The organism is Scleromatobacter humisilvae (assembly GCF_023231945.1).
In the GTDB taxonomy this organism is placed as follows: domain Bacteria; phylum Pseudomonadota; class Gammaproteobacteria; order Burkholderiales; family Burkholderiaceae_C; genus Scleromatobacter; species Scleromatobacter humisilvae.
In genome coordinates this window covers 1,783,051-1,797,716 of the sequence record NZ_JAJLJH010000001.1, presented here as the reverse complement: position 1 = coordinate 1,797,716, position 14,666 = coordinate 1,783,051, and the positions used below count along the sequence as shown (strand labels likewise).

The following is a 14,666-nucleotide window of genomic DNA, read 5'->3' as shown; positions in this document are numbered from 1 at the left end:
CTCCGGGCGGTCGAGCGCTCTCCGGCGAGGGCGGCGACCAGGTAGTTGAAGCAAGGGCAGTTGCAGCATCGCTTGCATCTGCTATAATCGCTGGCTATGCGAGAGGCCCCTTGTCCGATGTGTCGGATCAAGGGGCTTTTACGCTAGAACCAAGTCAGCCCGGCCAATCGATGTCGGGTATGTGAAACAAAGGCTCTGAGCTGAGAGGCGAAGGGGCTGGAGAAAAACCATGAGTCTGAGCAACCGCCTAGGTTTGCTGGGTCGCAAGGTGGGCATGATGCGCATCTTCACGGACGACGGCGATGCCGTGCCTGTGACGGTGATCGACGTGTCCAATAACCGCGTCACCCAAGTGAAGACCGTCGACACCGACGGCTACACCGGCGTCCAGGTCGCTTTCGGCACGCGCAAGGCATCGCGCGTGATCAAGCCGGCAGCTGGCCACCTCGCCAAGGCCGGCGTCGAAGCCGGCACCATCCTGAAGGAATTCCGGGTCGCCCCGGAGGTCGCCACCGAATACAAGCCGGGCACCGTCGTGCCGGTGAGCCTGTTCGAAGTCGGCCAGCTCGTCGACGTGCAGGGCACCTCGATCGGCAAGGGCTTCACGGGCACCATCAAGCGCCACAACTTCAGCTCGCAGCGCGCGTCGCACGGCAACAGCCGTTCGCACAACGTGCCGGGCTCGATCTCGATGGCGCAGGATCCGGGCCGCGTGTTCCCGGGCAAGCGCATGTCGGGTCACCTGGGCGACGTCACCGTCACCGTGCAGAACCTCGACATCGTCCGCGTTGACGCGGAGCGTTCGCTCCTGCTCGTCCGCGGCGCGATCCCCGGTTCGAGGAACGGCCATGTGGTCGTGCGCCACGCCGTCAAGGTCAAGGCCAAGAAGGGAGCCAACTGATGCAACTCGAGCTCCTCAACGAACAAGGTCAGGCCACTTCCAAGGTCGACGCGCCGGACACCGTGTTCGCGCGTGACTACAACGAAGCCCTGATCCACCAAATCGTGGTCGCCTTCCAGGCCAACGCGCGCCAAGGCACGCGTTCGCAGAAGAACCGCGAAGAGGTCAAGCACTCGACGAAGAAGCCGTGGGCCCAGAAGGGCACCGGCCGCGCTCGTTCGGGCATGACGTCGTCCCCGATCTGGCGTGGAGGCGGTCGCGCCTTCCCGAACCGCGTGGACGAGAACTTCACGCAGAAGCTGAACAAGAAGATGTATCGCGCCGGCATGGCGTCGATCCTCTCGCAGCTGGCCCGTGATGGCCGCCTGGCCGTCGTCGACTCGTTCGACATCGACGCGCCCAAGACCAAGCTGCTGGCCCAGAAGTTCAAGGACATGAGCCTGAGCTCCGTGATGGTCATCTCCGACAACGTCGGCGACAACCTCGCGCTGGCCTCGCGCAACCTGCCCAACGTGCTCGTCACCGAGCCGCGTTATGCCGATCCCCTGTCGCTGGTCTTCTACAAGAAGGTCCTGGTGACGAAGGCTGCGATCGAGCAGTTCAAGGAGATGTACGCATGAGCGCCGCCAAGAAATTCGATGAGAACCGTCTCGCGACGATCCTGATGGCTCCGATCATCTCGGAAAAGGCCACCAGCGTCGCCGAGAAGAACAACCAGGTGCTGTTCAAGGTTCTGCGCGACGCCACCAAGCCTGAGATCAAGGCTGCCGTCGAGCTGCTCTTCAAGGTCGAGGTCGAAAGCGTTTCGACGGTCGTCCAAAAGGGCAAGGTCAAGAAATTCGGGCGTTCGATCGGCCGCCGCGACCACGTCAAGAAGGCGTACGTGTCGCTGAAGGCCGGGCAAGAGCTCAACTTCTCCGGGGAGGCCGCGTAAATGGCCGTCATCAAACTCAAGCCGACCTCGCCTGGCCGCCGCGCCGTCGTGAAGGTCGTGCATGCCCACCTGCACAAGGGCAAGCCCGAAGCCTCGCTGCTCGAGCCGCAGAAGCAGAACGCTGGCCGCAACAACAACGGTCACATCACGATTCGCCACAAGGGCGGTGGTCACAAGCACCACTACCGTGTCGTCGACTTCGTGCGCGCCAAGGACGGCATCCCGGCGAAGGTCGAAACGATCGAGTACGACCCGAACCGCACCGCCCACATCGCGCTGGTCTGCTACGCCGACGGCGAGCGCCGCTACATCATCGCTCCGCGCGGTCTGGAAGTGGGTTCCACGGTCGTGTCCGGCGCCGAGGCGCCGATCAAGGCCGGCAACACGCTGCCGATCCGCAACATCCCGGTCGGCTCGATCATCCACTGCGTCGAGATGCAGCCGGGCAAGGGCGCGCAGATCGCGCGTTCGGCCGGCACGTCCGTCACGCTGATGGCGCGCGAAGGCATCTACGCCCAGGTTCGCCTGCGCTCGGGTGAAGTCCGCAAGATCCACATCGACTGCCGCGCCACCATCGGCGAGACGTCCAACGAAGAGCACAACCTGCGCCAGTACGGCAAGGCCGGTGCGAAGCGCTGGAAGGGCATCCGCCCGACCGTTCGCGGTGTCGCGATGAACCCGGTGGATCACCCGCACGGCGGCGGCGAAGGCCGTACCGGCGAGGGTCAAGTCCCTGTGTCTCCGTGGAACACGCTGACCAAGGGCTACCGGACGCGGAACAACAAGCGTACGCAGACGATGATCGTCTCGCGCCGCAAGAAGTAAGGCTAGACCATGGCACGCTCTCTAAAGAAGGGTCCCTTCGTGGACCACCACCTTCTGGCAAAGGCCGAAAAGGCTTCCGCCAACAAGGACAAGAAGCCCATCAAGACCTGGTCGCGCCGCTCGACGATCCTGCCGGACTTCATCGGTCTGACGATCGCCGTCCACAACGGCAAGCAGCACGTTCCCGTGTACGTGTCCGACCAGATGGTCGGCCACAAGCTCGGCGAATTCGCGCTGACGCGGACCTTCAAGGGTCACCCGGCCGACAAGAAGGCCAAGCGCTAAGGAGCAGACGATGGAAACCAAAGCAATCGTCCGTGGCGTGCGACTGTCGGCCGACAAGGGCCGCCTGGTCGCCGACCTGATCCGCGGCAAGAAGGTCGGTCTGGCGCTCAACACGCTCGAGTTCACGCAGAAGAAGGCCGCCGGCATCATCAAGAAGGCGCTCGAATCTGCCATCGCCAATGCGGAGCACAACGACGGCGCCGACATCGACGAGCTCAAGATCACCTCGATCTACGTCGAGCAAGGCACCACGCTGAAGCGTTTCTCGGCCCGCGCAAAGGGCCGTGGCAACCGCATCAGCAAGGGTACCTGCCACATCTACGTGACCGTCGGCAACTGACGCCAAGGAAGACTATGGGACAGAAAATCCACCCAACCGGCTTCCGCCTGCCCGTGACCCGGGCCTGGGCGTCGCGCTGGTACGCCTCGAACCGCAACTTCAGCCAGATGCTGGCCGAAGACCTGAAGGTTCGCGAATTCCTCAAGGCCAAGCTCAAGAATGCCGCGGTCTCGCGCATCCTGATCGAACGCCCCGCCAAGAACGCCCGCATCACGATCTACTCGGCGCGTCCGGGCGTCGTGATCGGCAAGAAGGGCGAAGACATCGAGAACCTCAAGGCCGCTCTCGCGAAGCTGTTGAACGTTCCGGTGGCAGTCAACATCGAAGAAGTGCGCAAGCCTGAAATCGATGCGCAGCTGATCGCCGATTCGATCACCCAGCAGCTCGAGAAGCGCATCATGTTCCGCCGCGCGATGAAGCGCGCGATGCAGAACGCGATGCGTCTTGGCGCCCAGGGCATCAAGATCATGTCGTCGGGTCGCCTGAACGGCATCGAAATCGCCCGCTGCGAGTGGTACCGCGAAGGTCGCGTGCCCCTCCACACGCTGAAGGCAGACATCGACTATGGCTTCTCCGAAGCCAAGACGACGTACGGCGTCATCGGCTGCAAGGTCTGGGTCTACCGCGGTGACCGCCTCGCCAACGGCGAAGCGCCCGTGATCCCGAAGACCGAAGGCGAGGACGATCGTCGTGGCCCGCGTGGTCCGCGTCGTGACGACCGTGGTGGCCGTGGCGCCCCGCGCAGCAACGACCGTGGCGGCCCGCGTAGCGACGCCCCGCGCGCCGACGCTGGCGCGCCGGCCGCTGCTGGCGATGCCAAGCCCGCCGTCAAGCGCGTCGTGCGCAAGGCTCCGGCCGCAGCAGCCCCGGCTGCCGCTGCCGAAGGCAAAGGAGAATAAGACATGCTGCAACCAGCACGCCGCAAGTTCCGCAAGGAACAGAAGGGCCGCAACACCGGCATCGCCACTCGTGGCGCCGCCGTCTCGTTCGGCGAATTCGGCCTGAAGGCCACCGAGCGCGGCCGCATCACGGCCCGCCAGATCGAAGCTGCCCGTCGTGCGATCTCGCGCCACATCAAGCGCGGTGGCCGCATCTTCATCCGCATCTTCCCGGACAAGCCGATTTCGCAGAAGCCTGCCGAAGTCCGCATGGGTAACGGCAAGGGCAATCCGGAGTACTACGTCGCTGAGATCCAGCCCGGCAAGGTGCTCTACGAGATCAACGGTGTGCCCGAGCAACTGGCCCGCGAAGCGTTCACGCTTGCGGCCGCCAAGCTGCCGCTGAGCTGCACCTTCGTTGCTCGCCAACTCGGCCAGTGACCAGGAGCCATCAATGAAAGCATCTGAACTGCGGACCAAGGACGTCCCGGCGCTCGAGAAGGAAGTCACCGACCTCCTGCGCGCCCACTTCGGCCTGCGCATGCAGAAGGGCACTCAACAGCTGACGAACCATTCGCAGCTGAAGAACACCCGCCGCGACATCGCTCGTGCCAAGACCATCCTGGCCGAGAAGAAGAAGGGAGCCGCGAAGTGACGCAAGCTCAAGAAACCACCACGACGTCCGCCAAGCCGCAGACGAACACGCGCACCCTCGTGGGCCGCGTGGTCAGCGACAAGCGTTCGAAGACCATCACGGTGCTCGTCGAGCGTCGTGTCATCCATGAGCTGTACGGCAAGATCGTCGGCCGCTCGCGCAAGTACCACGCCCACGACGAAAAGGGCGAGTACAAGATGGGTGACCTGGTCGAGATCGCCGAAACGCGCCCCATCTCGAAGACCAAGAGCTGGGTCGTGACCAAGCTGCTCGAGAAGGCCCGCCTGGCCTGATCGACGCACTGCGCGGGGTGCAAATCCCGCCGCCGCACAATGCGGCCGGAACGCTGGAATACTGGCGTCCCGGCCGTTTTCATTTGTGGCGCCGTTTCGCGGCGCCACGCCCATTTCAATTCAGGAGCGAGACATGACGATCAAGGTTGGCGACAAGCTGCCCGCGGGCACCCTCAAGGAATTCATCGAGGTCGAGACCGAAGGCTGCTCGCTCGGCCCGAACGACGTCGACGTCGCCAAGGCCGCGGCCGGCAAGACCGTCGCGATCTTCGCGCTGCCGGGCGCCTTCACGCCCACCTGCTCCGCCAAGCACGTGCCGGGCTACGTCGCGCAGTTCGACGCGCTGCGTGGCGCGGGCGTCGACGAGATCTGGTGCGTGTCGGTCAACGACGCCTTCGTGATGGGCGCGTGGGCGCGCGACCAGAAGACGGCGGGCAAGGTGCGCATGCTGGGCGACGGCTCGGCCGCCTTCACCAAGGCCGTTGGCCAGGTGCTCGACCTGACTGAGCGCGGCATGGGCGTGCGCTCGCAGCGCTACTCGATGCTGGTCGTCGATGGCGTCGTCAAGACGCTCAATGTCGAAGGGCCGGGCAAGTTCGAGGTGAGCGATGCCGACACGATGCTGAAGCAGGCCCAGGCGCTGAAGCGCTGACCTGGTCCACAAGATCGAAGGCCGCCGGCGCGTGACGCGCGGGCGGCCTTTTTCATGGCGGCGCGGCTAGTCCGCGTGGCGCTCGGGCCGCGACGGGTCCACCAGGTGCGGGATCGCGGCGGCCAGGTTCTCCGACAGCATGCCGCTCAGCGCCGCGACCTTTTCCTTGGCCGTCATCGCGCCCCAGGAGTCGGCGCCCTGCGGGTTGTCGGCCGACATGATGGTCTCCGTCGCCTTGATGGTCGTCTGGCGCAGGAGCCGGCCGCTGGCGACGTCCACCAGCGACACGTCGACGTAGACGAACGGCGCGATGAAGCCGTAGGAATGATGCTGCTTGTCGGCGCTCTCCATCGGCATGTTCGAGTCGATGTAGAAGCCCAGGCCTTCGAGCTTGCCGCCGCCCAGGTAGCCGTCGCTCACGGTCAGCTTCGCCTCGCCCCGGTGCTTGGTCAGGAGCACGAGCGTGGCGACGTTCTCGCGATGGACGGCTTCGGCGACCTCGCGCGGCAGCTTGACATGGTCGCCTTCGAAGAACGCGGACTGGTCGGCGAAGGTGCTGGGCTCCGTCGCGGCCAGCAGCGCGACATCGGCGCCCGGCAGCGTCGCCTTCATGGCGCGGTTGACGGCGCGCAGCGCCACGGTGTCGAGCAGATCCTCGCTGAAGCGCAGGACGGAATGGGAGTTCGCGTCCATCAGGGTGCCGATCTTGGGCTGGTAGGTCACGACGTCGAGCCGATCGCCGACCAGCGAGATCACGGCGTAGCTGGTCGGTGCCTGCGGCGCTTGCGCGTGCGCGGGCGATGCCAGTGCGGGCAGGATGGCGGCCAGACCGAGGAGGAATCGAAGGGACATGGATCTTGGGCGTGGATGTCGGGAGCGGGACGGACGAGCGGTGCCCGTCATCATCGCCCGACATGCCGCGCCTTCGGTTCCCCCGAAAGGGCGATTGCCGACGCGGCTCACTGCGCAGGCGCGGTGGCGCCGGGGCCGATGTTGGCGTCGAGGAACTTCTGCACCTCCTCGTAGTAGCCGATCCGGGTCTCGGGCTTGTACCAGCCGTGCGCCTCGTCCTTGTATTCGATCCATGTGACGTGCGCCTTGTTCGCATCGAGGGCGCTGAGCAGCTTGGTCGCATGCGCGATGGGCACCCGACGGTCGACGCCGCCATGGGCCAGCAGCAGCGGGCGCGTGATGCGGGACGCCTGCAGGATCGGCGAGGTCGCCTTCAATTGCTCCGCGTCGGCCACCTGGTCGCCGATCATCTCGGGCATGGCGTAGTTCTTGGCTTGCGAGCCGGCATCGCTCCATCCGATGTCGTACATCAGGTTGATGTCGGTCACGGCGGACGCGGCGACGCCGCAGCGATACAGATCGGGATAGCGCACCAGGCCCATCAAGGTGGCGTAGCCGCCGTAGCTGCCGCCCATGATGCAGGTGCGCTTCGGATCCTCCAGGCCCTGCTGGGCGGCCCAGACGGTCGCGTCGGCGATGTCGTCCTGCATCTTCAGGCCCCACTGCTTGTGGCCGGCGCTCTCGAGCGCGGCGCCGTAGCCTTCGCTGCCGCGGAATTCCGGCTTGACGACCAGGTAGCCGCGCGACGCCAGGAATTGCGATTCGTCGTCCCAGCGCCAGTGCCATCCGCGCAGCGACGGGCCGCCGTGCACGAGCACGACGGTGGGCCACGGGCCCTTGCCGTGCGGCTTGGTGACGTAGACCGGCAGGTCGTGGCCGTCGCGCGCCTTGATGCGAAAGAAGTCGGTGTCGGCCATCTGGCGCGGGTTGATCTTGATGCGCGCCGAGCCGAAGGGGGTCAGCGTGTCGTTGCCGCGGTCATAGAGGAAGAACAGCGGGGGCTGGTGATCCGAGTGCGACGTCACCAGCACGCGTTGCGCGCAGCCGCAATCGGCCGGGTCGATCCGGTTGATGAGTCCGGGCAGGCGCGCGTCGACCTTGGCCTGCAGCGCCTTCATGTCCGGGTCGAACCACACGGTCCCCGCCGCATCCGCCTCGTAGTGGACGCCGAGCACCTTGTGGGCCTTGTAGTCCTCGACCAGCGTGCTGCCCACGTCGAAGCCCTTGACGCTCACGATCGGCTCCGCGTCGGCCTTGCCGGTCGCCAGGTCGTAGCGGTAGAGCGCTTCCGCGCCTTCCTCGCCGTGGAGCTTGGTGGCGTAGCCCTGCCCGTCGGCGCCGATCTCCTCCAGCACGACGTCGTCGGCGCCGCGGTGTGCGCTCGGGAAATGCGAGCGTGCGTGCCACTCGCCCGCGTCGTCGCGCACCAGCAGGGTGGTTTGCCCGTCCTTGTCCTGCATCGCCGCGCGCACGTGCCCGGTGCCGTCGAACAGCCAATCGTCGACATGGTCGGGCCACTTGCCGCCGATGTCGGACAGCACGCCGCTGCTCAGGCTCATGCGCATCGGCGCGTTGCCTGTCCATTCGGAACCGTAGGTGTGGAGCACTGTGGTCTTGGACCAATGGCTGATGACGATGTCCCCGCTGTCGTCGTGCAGGGTCTGGCCGAACGTATAGATGTAGGGATCCAGCGAGTGCGACTTGATCATCGTGCCGGTTTCCGTGTTCTTGCCCCGGAAATTGATCAGAGGGCGCAAGCCGTCGCCGTCGGCACCGACCGCGTAGAGGCCGGCGCCTTGCTGTCCGAACGCCGATTCGGTCTCGTCGCGCAGGCTGAACACCAGCGTCTTGCTGTCTGCCCAATGCGCCCGCGCGATGTCGAATTCGGCGAAGCTGGCGACGATCTTGAACTTCGACACGTCGCTGGTGTCGAGCACCGCCAACTGACGCCGACCCGCGGTGTTGCGCACGAGCAGCGCCACGGCGCGGCCGTCCGGCGAGATCGACACGTTGGTCGTCCCCGCGTAGTTGAAGAAATCCGCGGCGGGCACCGTCGAGGGCGGCGCGACGGGCGGCGCGGCGGTGTTGCCGGCCGTTGGCCAGGCGAGCGCGGCGAGCAGGGCCGCGGCGAGGTTCGATCTCGTCTTCATGTTTCCAGCCTCCCAGCTGAATAAGGACAGTGGGCGGCAGTGTACGGGGGGCCTCCGGCGCTCGCCGTCGGCGCATTCCCGCCTTGTTGCTTGCCCGCGAGCGTGGACGCGTCCCGTGAAATCATTTCGCGGGGTGTTTGACATGCGCCGGCAAACCGGTGCATAATGGCCGACTTCGCCGAAGAGGCGTGAGCAACGTTCGCCGTCGCCAGTCAACACTGGGGGCATCTGGAGTGACCAGAAAGCAGCGCTGCTTGTCTCGGAGGAATTTCAGCCCAACCGGGGCGTTTCTGGAAGCCGCAGGCCTTGCCTGCAGTCGAAAAGACGCACTGACGGGCCCAATACTGACCGCTCTCGGGTGTTGCCGTCTGCGGGAGCAAGTTGGGGATAAACCATGATTCAAATGCAGTCGCGACTCGATGTCGCGGACAACACCGGTGCGAAGTCCGTCCAGTGCATCAAGGTGCTCGGCGGTTCCAAGCGCCGTTACGCCGGCATTGGCGACGTGATCAAGGTCAGCATCAAGGAAGCCGCGCCGCGTGGCCGCGTGAAGAAGGGCGAGGTCTACAACGCCGTCGTCGTTCGCACCGCCAAGGGCGTCCGCCGCCAGGACGGCTCGCTGATCAAGTTCGACGGCAACGCCGCCGTCCTGCTCAACGCCAAGCTGGAGCCGATCGGCACCCGCATCTTCGGCCCCGTGACGCGCGAACTGCGCTCCGAGCGCTTCATGAAGATCGTGTCGCTGGCGCCGGAAGTGCTCTAAGCGCCGCCGCAGTACAAGGAAACGCCATGAACAAGATCCGCAAGGGCGACCAGGTCATCGTGACCACCGGCCGCGACAAGGGCAAGCGCGGCACCGTCGCCGAGCGCGTCGACGAACAGCTGCTGCTGGTCGAAGGCATCAACGTCGTCAAGAAGCACGTCAAGCCGAACCCGCTCAAGGGCACGACCGGCGGCGTCATCGACAAGACGATGCCGATCCAGCAGTCCAACGTCGCGCTTTTCAACCCCGCCACCGGCAAGGCCGATCGCGTGGGCATCAAGATTCTGGCTGATGGCAAGAAGGTTCGCGTCTTCAAGTCCAGCGGCGAAGAAGTCAAGGCATAAGAGGTCCGACATGGCTCGTCTCCAAACCTATTACCGCGAAAAGATCGTCCCGGGCCTGACCGAGAAGTTCGGCTACACGTCCGTGATGGAAGTGCCGCGTCTGACCAAGATCACCCTGAACATGGGTGTGTCCGAAGCCGTCGCCGACAAGAAGGTCATGGATCACGCCGTCGGCGACCTGACCAAGATCGCCGGCCAGAAGCCCGTGGTCACCAAGTCGAAGAAGGCCATCGCCGGCTTCAAGATCCGTGACGGCGTGCCCATCGGCTGCATGGTCACGCTGCGTGGCGTCCAGATGTACGAATTCCTGGACCGCTTCGTGACGATCGCCCTGCCGCGCGTGCGCGACTTCCGTGGTATCTCCGGCCGTTCGTTCGATGGCCGCGGCAACTACAACATCGGCGTGAAAGAGCAGATCATCTTCCCGGAAATCGAGTACGACAAGATCGACGCGATCCGTGGCATGAACATCTCGATCACCACGACGGCGAAGAACGACGAAGAGTGCAAGGCACTGCTCGCGGCGTTCAAGTTCCCGTTCAAGAACTGAGGCGCCCAATGGCAAAGCTTTCCCTCATCCAACGCGAGCTGAAGCGCGAAGCGACGGTGGCCAAGTACGCGAAGAAGCGTGCCGAGCTGTCCGAGATCATCAACGACGCCAAGCGCAGCGACGAAGAGCGTTACATCGCCCGTCTCGAAATGCAGAAGCTGCCGCGCAATTCGTCGGCCGTGCGTCTGCGCAACCGTTGCGGCCTGACGGGTCGTCCGCGCGGCACGTTCCGCAAGTTTGGCCTGGCCCGCTCGAAGATCCGTGAACTCGCCTTCAAGGGCGACATCCCGGGCGTCATCAAGGCCAGCTGGTAATCAGGCGAATCAGGAGAAAACAGCATGAGCATGAGTGATCCTATCGCCGACATGCTGACCCGCATCCGCAACGCGCAGAGCGTTGAGAAGCCGGTTGTCAGCATGCCTTCGTCGAAGCTCAAGGTCGCAATCGCCCAAGTCCTCAAGGACGAAGGCTACATCGACTCGTTCGCGATCAAGACCGAGGGCGTCAAGTCCGAGCTCGAGATCTCGTTGAAGTACTACGCGGGCCGCCCCGTCATCGAGCGCATCGAGCGCGTGAGCCGTCCCGGCCTGCGCATCTATCGCGGCCGTGACGCGATCCCGACGGTCATGAACGGCCTGGGCGTCGCCATCGTCACCACCCCCAAGGGCGTGATGACCGACCGCAAGGCTCGCGCCACCGGTGTCGGCGGCGAAGTTCTCTGCTACGTCGCCTAAGGAGATACAGCAATGTCCCGCGTAGGCAAGATGCCGATCAACGTCCCGCAAGGCGTGGACGTGTCGATCACGGCAGATCAAATTACCGTCAAGGGCGCCAACGGCACCCTGACGCGCACCGCGAACTCGCTGGTCGAGATCCGCAAGGAAGGCGCCGTCCTGTCGTTCGCTCCGGCCAACGACAGCATGGAAGCCAACGCCATGAGCGGCACGATGCGCGCTCTGGTCAACAACATGGTCAACGGCGTTGGCAAGGGCTTCGAGAAGAAGCTGACGCTGGTGGGCGTGGGCTTCCGTGCCCAGGCCGCCGGCGCCAAGCTGAACCTGCAGATCGGTTTCTCGCACCCGGTCGTCAAGGACATGCCGGCTGGCATCACGGTCACCTGCCCGACGCAGACGGAAATCCTGATCAAGGGTTCCGACCGCCAGGTGGTGGGCCAGATCGCCGCCGAAGTGCGCGCCATCCGTCCGCCCGAGCCCTACAAGGGCAAGGGCATCCGCTACGCCGATGAGCGCGTGGTGCTGAAAGAGACGAAGAAGAAGTAAGGAGCGACACCATGCTGAACAAGAAAGAACAACGGCTGCGCCGCTCGCGTCAAACGCGGGCCCGCATCGCCAAGCAAGATGTCGCTCGTCTGACGGTCTTCCGCTCGAACCTGCACATCTACGCCAGCGTCATCTCCATCGACGGCGCCAGCGTCGTCGCCTCGGCCTCGACGGCCGAGAAGGAAGTGCGCGAACAGCTCAAGAACGGTGGCAACACCGCCGCGGCGGCTGCCGTGGGCAAGCGCATCGCCGAAAAGGCGAAGGCTGCCGGCATCGAGAAGGTGGCGTTCGACCGTGCTGGCTTCGCCTACCACGGCCGTGTCAAGGCACTGGCGGATGCGGCTCGCGAAGCCGGCCTCCAGTTCTGACCGTCAACGAAGGAATCTGAAATGGCAAAGTTCCAACCTCGCGTTCAGGACGAAGGTCGTGACGACGGTCTGAAGGAAAAGATGATCGCGGTCAACCGCGTCACCAAGGTCGTGAAGGGCGGTCGTATCCTCGGCTTCGCTGCTCTGACCGTGGTCGGCGACGGCGACGGCCGCATCGGCATGGGCAAGGGCAAGGCGCGTGAAGTGCCGGTCGCCGTGCAGAAGGCCATGGAAGCGGCTCGCCGCAACATGGTCAAGGTCAGCCTGAAGAACGGCTCGATCCACCACAACGTCCGTGGCGAACACGGCGCGGCCAAGGTGCTGATGGCGCCGGCGCCCGCCGGTACCGGCATCATCGCCGGCGGCCCGATGCGCGCGGTCTTCGAAGTCATGGGCATCACCGACATCGTCGCCAAGAGCCTGGGCTCGAGCAACCCGTACAACATGGTCCGTGCGACGCTCGACGCGTTGAACAGCGCCACCACCCCGGCCGACATCGCCGCCAAGCGCGGCAAGTCCGTCGAGGAGATCCTGGGCTGAGGCCCGGGATTAAAGGAGAACTCACATGGCTGACAACACGTCGCAAAAGCAGACCGTTACCGTCAAGCTGGTGCGCAGCATCATCGGCACCAAGCACGAACACCGTGCCACGGTGCGCGGCCTGGGCCTGCGTCGTCTGAACAGCGTCTCGACGCTGGAAGACACGCCCGCCGTTCGCGGCATGATCAACAAGGTCGACTACCTGATCCAAGTGCTGTAAGCACGGGCCAGGTCACGACAAGGGGCATCAACATGCAACTCAACACCATCAAGCCGTCCGAAGGCTCCAAGAAGAACCGCCGCCGCGTTGGTCGCGGCATCGGCTCGGGCCTGGGCAAGACCGGCGGCCGCGGCCACAACGGTCAGAAGTCCCGTGCGGGCGGCTACCACAAGGTCGGCTTCGAAGGCGGCCAGATGCCGCTGCAGCGTCGCCTGCCGAAGCGCGGCTTCAAGTCGCAGCAGCTGAAGTACAACGGCGAAGTGACCCTGTCCGATCTGCAGGCGCTGGGCATCGACGAAGTCGACCTCCAGTCGCTGAAGCAAGCCGGCCTGGTCGGCGAGCTGATCAAGCACGTCAAGGTCATCAAGTCGGGCGAACTGAGCCGCAAGGTCACGCTGAAGGGCGTGGCGGCGACGGCCGGTGCCAAGGCCGCGATCGAAGCCGCCGGCGGTTCGCTGGCTGCCTGAACGCTTCCTCACTGAAACGCTTCCACACGTGGCAACCTCCCAGAATCAACTCGCCAAGTCGGGCAAGTTCGGCGATCTGTATCGCCGGGTGATGTTCCTGCTCCTGGCGCTGGTGGTCTATCGCATCGGCGGGCATGTGCCCGTCCCGGGTGTCAATCCGGATGCGCTCGCGCAGATGCTCAAGGGTCAGCAGGGCGGCATCCTGGGCATGTTCAACATGTTCTCGGGCGGCTCCCTGTCGCGCGCCTCCGTGTTCGCGCTCGGCATCACGCCGTACATCTCGTCGTCCATCATCATGCAGATCATGGGCTACGTGGTTCCGAGCCTGGAAGCGCTCAAGAAGGAAGGCGAGTCGGGTCGTCGCAAGATCACCCAGTACACGCGCTACGGCACCCTGGTGCTGTCGCTGTTCCAGTCCTACGGCATCGCCGTGTGGCTGGCGAAGTCGCCGGGCCTGGTGCTCGATCCGGGCTACGGCTTCATGCTGGGCGCGGTGGTCAGCCTGGTGGCCGGCACGATGTTCCTGATGTGGCTCGGCGAGCAGATCACCGAACGCGGCCTGGGCAACGGCATCTCGATCCTGATCTTCGGCGGCATCGCCGCGGGCCTGCCGCGCGCCATCGCCGGCCTGCTCGAGCTGGTCAGCACGAACGCGATGAACCCGGTCGTGGCGCTGTTCATCCTCGCGATCGTCGCAGCGGTGACATTCGCGGTGGTGTTCGTCGAACGCGGCCAGCGCAAGATCCTGGTCAACTACGCGAAGCGCCAGGTCGGCAACAAGGTCTACGGTGGCCAGTCGTCGCACCTGCCGTTGAAGCTGAACATGGCCGGGGTGATCCCGCCGATCTTTGCGTCGTCGATCATCCTGCTGCCCGCCACGCTGGTGAACACGCTGGCCACGGGCGACAGCATGCGCTGGTTGAAGAACATCTCCTCGGCGCTGTCGCCGGGCCAGCCGATCTACGTGATGCTGTACGCCGCGATGATCGTGTTCTTCTGCTTCTTCTACACCGGGTTGGTGTTCAACAGCCACGAGACGGCTGACAACCTGAAGAAGAGCGGTGCGTTCATCCCGGGCATCCGTCCGGGCCAGCAGACCGCGAAGCATATCGACAAGATTCTGGCCAGGCTCACGCTGGCGGGCGCCATCTACATCACGCTGGTGTGCCTGCTGCCCGAGTTCCTGGTGTTGAAGTACAACGTGCCGTTCTATTTCGGTGGAACGTCGCTGCTGATCATCGTCGTCGTCACGATGGATTTCTGGGCCCAGGTTCAGAGCTACGTGATGAGCCAGCAATACGAATCGTTGCTGACGAAGGCGAAGTTCAAGGGTTGAAGTTGAATTTGAAGGCGGTCATGACCATATGGT

General features: G+C 64.7%; 24 protein-coding genes. 22 read left to right on the top strand and 2 right to left on the bottom strand.

Annotation, left to right across the window (positions count from 1 at the left end; all coding sequences use genetic code 11):
* Positions 1-229: 229 nt before the first annotated feature.
* The 11 genes from rplC (at position 230) to LPC04_RS08490 (ending at position 5,763) form a co-directional block, all read left to right on the top strand.
* Complete coding sequence (gene rplC, locus LPC04_RS08540; protein ID WP_275681753.1) at positions 230-901, top strand: 50S ribosomal protein L3; 672 nt, start codon at positions 230-232, stop codon at positions 899-901.
* Positions 901-1,521 (top strand): 50S ribosomal protein L4, encoded by a 621-nt coding sequence (gene rplD, locus LPC04_RS08535; RefSeq protein WP_275681752.1) that lies wholly within the window; start codon positions 901-903, stop codon positions 1,519-1,521. The genes rplC and rplD overlap by 1 nt, the downstream gene beginning before the upstream one ends.
* On the top strand, positions 1,518-1,835 hold the full coding sequence (gene rplW / locus LPC04_RS08530; protein ID WP_275681751.1) for a 50S ribosomal protein L23: 318 nt from the start codon (positions 1,518-1,520) through the stop codon (positions 1,833-1,835). The genes rplD and rplW overlap by 4 nt, the downstream gene beginning before the upstream one ends.
* Positions 1,836-2,660 (top strand): 50S ribosomal protein L2, encoded by an 825-nt coding sequence (gene rplB / locus LPC04_RS08525; protein ID WP_275681750.1) that lies wholly within the window; start codon positions 1,836-1,838, stop codon positions 2,658-2,660.
* Between the two features lie 9 nt (positions 2,661-2,669).
* Positions 2,670-2,945, top strand: a complete 276-nt coding sequence (gene rpsS / locus LPC04_RS08520) for a 30S ribosomal protein S19 (RefSeq protein WP_275681749.1) — start codon at positions 2,670-2,672, stop codon at positions 2,943-2,945.
* 10 nt (positions 2,946-2,955) lie between these two features.
* Positions 2,956-3,285 (top strand): 50S ribosomal protein L22, encoded by a 330-nt coding sequence (gene rplV, locus LPC04_RS08515; RefSeq protein ID WP_275681748.1) that lies wholly within the window; start codon positions 2,956-2,958, stop codon positions 3,283-3,285.
* Positions 3,286-3,299: 14 nt separating this feature from the next.
* The gene (rpsC, locus tag LPC04_RS08510; RefSeq protein ID WP_275681747.1) at positions 3,300-4,184 is read left to right on the top strand and encodes a 30S ribosomal protein S3; all 885 of its coding nucleotides are present in this window, start codon (positions 3,300-3,302) and stop codon (positions 4,182-4,184) included.
* Between the two features lie 3 nt (positions 4,185-4,187).
* On the top strand, positions 4,188-4,604 hold the full coding sequence (gene rplP / locus LPC04_RS08505) for a 50S ribosomal protein L16 (protein WP_275681746.1): 417 nt from the start codon (positions 4,188-4,190) through the stop codon (positions 4,602-4,604).
* A 13-nt stretch (positions 4,605-4,617) separates the two neighbouring features.
* Positions 4,618-4,818 carry a 50S ribosomal protein L29 gene (rpmC, locus tag LPC04_RS08500; RefSeq protein WP_275681745.1) on the top strand — a complete coding sequence of 67 codons (201 nt, stop codon included), beginning with the start codon at positions 4,618-4,620 and terminating at the stop codon, positions 4,816-4,818.
* Positions 4,815-5,111, top strand: a complete 297-nt coding sequence (gene rpsQ, locus LPC04_RS08495; RefSeq protein ID WP_275681744.1) for a 30S ribosomal protein S17 — start codon at positions 4,815-4,817, stop codon at positions 5,109-5,111. Before rpmC ends, rpsQ begins: the two co-directional genes overlap by 4 nt.
* Positions 5,112-5,244: 133 nt before the next feature.
* Complete coding sequence (locus LPC04_RS08490; RefSeq protein ID WP_275681743.1) at positions 5,245-5,763, top strand: peroxiredoxin; 519 nt, start codon at positions 5,245-5,247, stop codon at positions 5,761-5,763.
* A gap of 66 nt (positions 5,764-5,829) precedes the next feature.
* On the opposite strand, the gene LPC04_RS08485 is transcribed toward LPC04_RS08490, so the two are convergent.
* Positions 5,830-6,615, bottom strand: coding sequence for a hypothetical protein (locus LPC04_RS08485; RefSeq protein WP_275681742.1), 786 nt, complete (start codon positions 6,613-6,615; stop codon positions 5,830-5,832).
* A 107-nt stretch (positions 6,616-6,722) separates the two neighbouring features.
* The gene (locus LPC04_RS08480; RefSeq protein WP_275681741.1) at positions 6,723-8,765 is read right to left on the bottom strand and encodes an alpha/beta hydrolase family protein; all 2,043 of its coding nucleotides are present in this window, start codon (positions 8,763-8,765) and stop codon (positions 6,723-6,725) included.
* A gap of 394 nt (positions 8,766-9,159) precedes the next feature.
* On the opposite strand from LPC04_RS08480, the gene rplN reads away from it, so the two are divergent.
* From rplN to secY, 11 genes are read left to right on the top strand one after another with little or no spacing between them, the layout of a single operon-like run.
* Positions 9,160-9,528 (top strand): 50S ribosomal protein L14, encoded by a 369-nt coding sequence (rplN, locus tag LPC04_RS08475; protein WP_275681740.1) that lies wholly within the window; start codon positions 9,160-9,162, stop codon positions 9,526-9,528.
* A 26-nt stretch (positions 9,529-9,554) separates the two neighbouring features.
* Positions 9,555-9,872: a 50S ribosomal protein L24 gene (gene rplX, locus LPC04_RS08470; protein WP_275681739.1), complete on the top strand. Its 318-nt coding sequence runs from the start codon at positions 9,555-9,557 to the stop codon at positions 9,870-9,872.
* Between the two features lie 10 nt (positions 9,873-9,882).
* Positions 9,883-10,422: a 50S ribosomal protein L5 gene (rplE, locus tag LPC04_RS08465; RefSeq protein WP_275681738.1), complete on the top strand. Its 540-nt coding sequence runs from the start codon at positions 9,883-9,885 to the stop codon at positions 10,420-10,422.
* 8 nt (positions 10,423-10,430) lie between these two features.
* A complete protein-coding gene (gene rpsN / locus LPC04_RS08460; RefSeq protein WP_275681737.1) occupies positions 10,431-10,736 on the top strand; it encodes a 30S ribosomal protein S14 in 306 nt (101 codons plus the stop codon).
* Positions 10,737-10,760: 24 nt separating this feature from the next.
* Complete coding sequence (gene rpsH, locus LPC04_RS08455) at positions 10,761-11,156, top strand: 30S ribosomal protein S8 (RefSeq protein WP_275681736.1); 396 nt, start codon at positions 10,761-10,763, stop codon at positions 11,154-11,156.
* A 12-nt stretch (positions 11,157-11,168) separates the two neighbouring features.
* The gene (rplF, locus tag LPC04_RS08450) at positions 11,169-11,702 is read left to right on the top strand and encodes a 50S ribosomal protein L6 (RefSeq protein WP_275681735.1); all 534 of its coding nucleotides are present in this window, start codon (positions 11,169-11,171) and stop codon (positions 11,700-11,702) included.
* 11 nt (positions 11,703-11,713) lie between these two features.
* Complete coding sequence (gene rplR / locus LPC04_RS08445) at positions 11,714-12,070, top strand: 50S ribosomal protein L18 (RefSeq protein WP_275681734.1); 357 nt, start codon at positions 11,714-11,716, stop codon at positions 12,068-12,070.
* 21 nt (positions 12,071-12,091) lie between these two features.
* Complete coding sequence (gene rpsE / locus LPC04_RS08440; RefSeq protein WP_275681733.1) at positions 12,092-12,610, top strand: 30S ribosomal protein S5; 519 nt, start codon at positions 12,092-12,094, stop codon at positions 12,608-12,610.
* A gap of 25 nt (positions 12,611-12,635) precedes the next feature.
* Entirely contained in the window at positions 12,636-12,830 is a 195-nt protein-coding gene (gene rpmD, locus LPC04_RS08435; protein ID WP_275681732.1) for a 50S ribosomal protein L30, read from the top strand.
* Between the two features lie 32 nt (positions 12,831-12,862).
* Positions 12,863-13,297 (top strand): 50S ribosomal protein L15, encoded by a 435-nt coding sequence (gene rplO, locus LPC04_RS08430; RefSeq protein ID WP_275681731.1) that lies wholly within the window; start codon positions 12,863-12,865, stop codon positions 13,295-13,297.
* Positions 13,298-13,325: 28 nt separating this feature from the next.
* Complete coding sequence (secY, locus tag LPC04_RS08425) at positions 13,326-14,633, top strand: preprotein translocase subunit SecY (RefSeq protein WP_275681730.1); 1,308 nt, start codon at positions 13,326-13,328, stop codon at positions 14,631-14,633.
* Positions 14,634-14,666 lie beyond the last annotated feature (33 nt).

Excerpts from the sequence above, each read along its gene's own strand:
- rpsC (WP_275681747.1), top strand. The coding sequence starts at position 3,300 with ATGGGACAGAAAATCCACCCAACCGGCTTCCGCCTGCCCGTGACCCGG.
- rplC (WP_275681753.1), top strand. The coding sequence starts at position 230 with ATGAGTCTGAGCAACCGCCTAGGTTTGCTGGGTCGCAAGGTGGGCATG.
- LPC04_RS08480 (WP_275681741.1), bottom strand. The coding sequence starts at position 8,765 with ATGAAGACGAGATCGAACCTCGCCGCGGCCCTGCTCGCCGCGCTCGCC.
- rpsN (WP_275681737.1), top strand. The coding sequence starts at position 10,431 with ATGGCAAAGCTTTCCCTCATCCAACGCGAGCTGAAGCGCGAAGCGACG.
- rplF (WP_275681735.1), top strand. The coding sequence starts at position 11,169 with ATGTCCCGCGTAGGCAAGATGCCGATCAACGTCCCGCAAGGCGTGGAC.
- rplN (WP_275681740.1), top strand. The coding sequence starts at position 9,160 with ATGATTCAAATGCAGTCGCGACTCGATGTCGCGGACAACACCGGTGCG.
- rplP (WP_275681746.1), top strand. The coding sequence starts at position 4,188 with ATGCTGCAACCAGCACGCCGCAAGTTCCGCAAGGAACAGAAGGGCCGC.
- rplV (WP_275681748.1), top strand. The coding sequence starts at position 2,956 with ATGGAAACCAAAGCAATCGTCCGTGGCGTGCGACTGTCGGCCGACAAG.
- rplR (WP_275681734.1), top strand. The coding sequence starts at position 11,714 with ATGCTGAACAAGAAAGAACAACGGCTGCGCCGCTCGCGTCAAACGCGG.
- rplB (WP_275681750.1), top strand. The coding sequence starts at position 1,836 with ATGGCCGTCATCAAACTCAAGCCGACCTCGCCTGGCCGCCGCGCCGTC.
- LPC04_RS08490 (WP_275681743.1), top strand. The coding sequence starts at position 5,245 with ATGACGATCAAGGTTGGCGACAAGCTGCCCGCGGGCACCCTCAAGGAA.
- rplD (WP_275681752.1), top strand. The coding sequence starts at position 901 with ATGCAACTCGAGCTCCTCAACGAACAAGGTCAGGCCACTTCCAAGGTC.
- LPC04_RS08485 (WP_275681742.1), bottom strand. The coding sequence starts at position 6,615 with ATGTCCCTTCGATTCCTCCTCGGTCTGGCCGCCATCCTGCCCGCACTG.
- rpmD (WP_275681732.1), top strand. The coding sequence starts at position 12,636 with ATGGCTGACAACACGTCGCAAAAGCAGACCGTTACCGTCAAGCTGGTG.
- rplW (WP_275681751.1), top strand. The coding sequence starts at position 1,518 with ATGAGCGCCGCCAAGAAATTCGATGAGAACCGTCTCGCGACGATCCTG.
- rpsS (WP_275681749.1), top strand. The coding sequence starts at position 2,670 with ATGGCACGCTCTCTAAAGAAGGGTCCCTTCGTGGACCACCACCTTCTG.
- rplX (WP_275681739.1), top strand. The coding sequence starts at position 9,555 with ATGAACAAGATCCGCAAGGGCGACCAGGTCATCGTGACCACCGGCCGC.
- rplE (WP_275681738.1), top strand. The coding sequence starts at position 9,883 with ATGGCTCGTCTCCAAACCTATTACCGCGAAAAGATCGTCCCGGGCCTG.
- rpsE (WP_275681733.1), top strand. The coding sequence starts at position 12,092 with ATGGCAAAGTTCCAACCTCGCGTTCAGGACGAAGGTCGTGACGACGGT.
- rpsH (WP_275681736.1), top strand. The coding sequence starts at position 10,761 with ATGAGCATGAGTGATCCTATCGCCGACATGCTGACCCGCATCCGCAAC.
- rpmC (WP_275681745.1), top strand. The coding sequence starts at position 4,618 with ATGAAAGCATCTGAACTGCGGACCAAGGACGTCCCGGCGCTCGAGAAG.
- rplO (WP_275681731.1), top strand. The coding sequence starts at position 12,863 with ATGCAACTCAACACCATCAAGCCGTCCGAAGGCTCCAAGAAGAACCGC.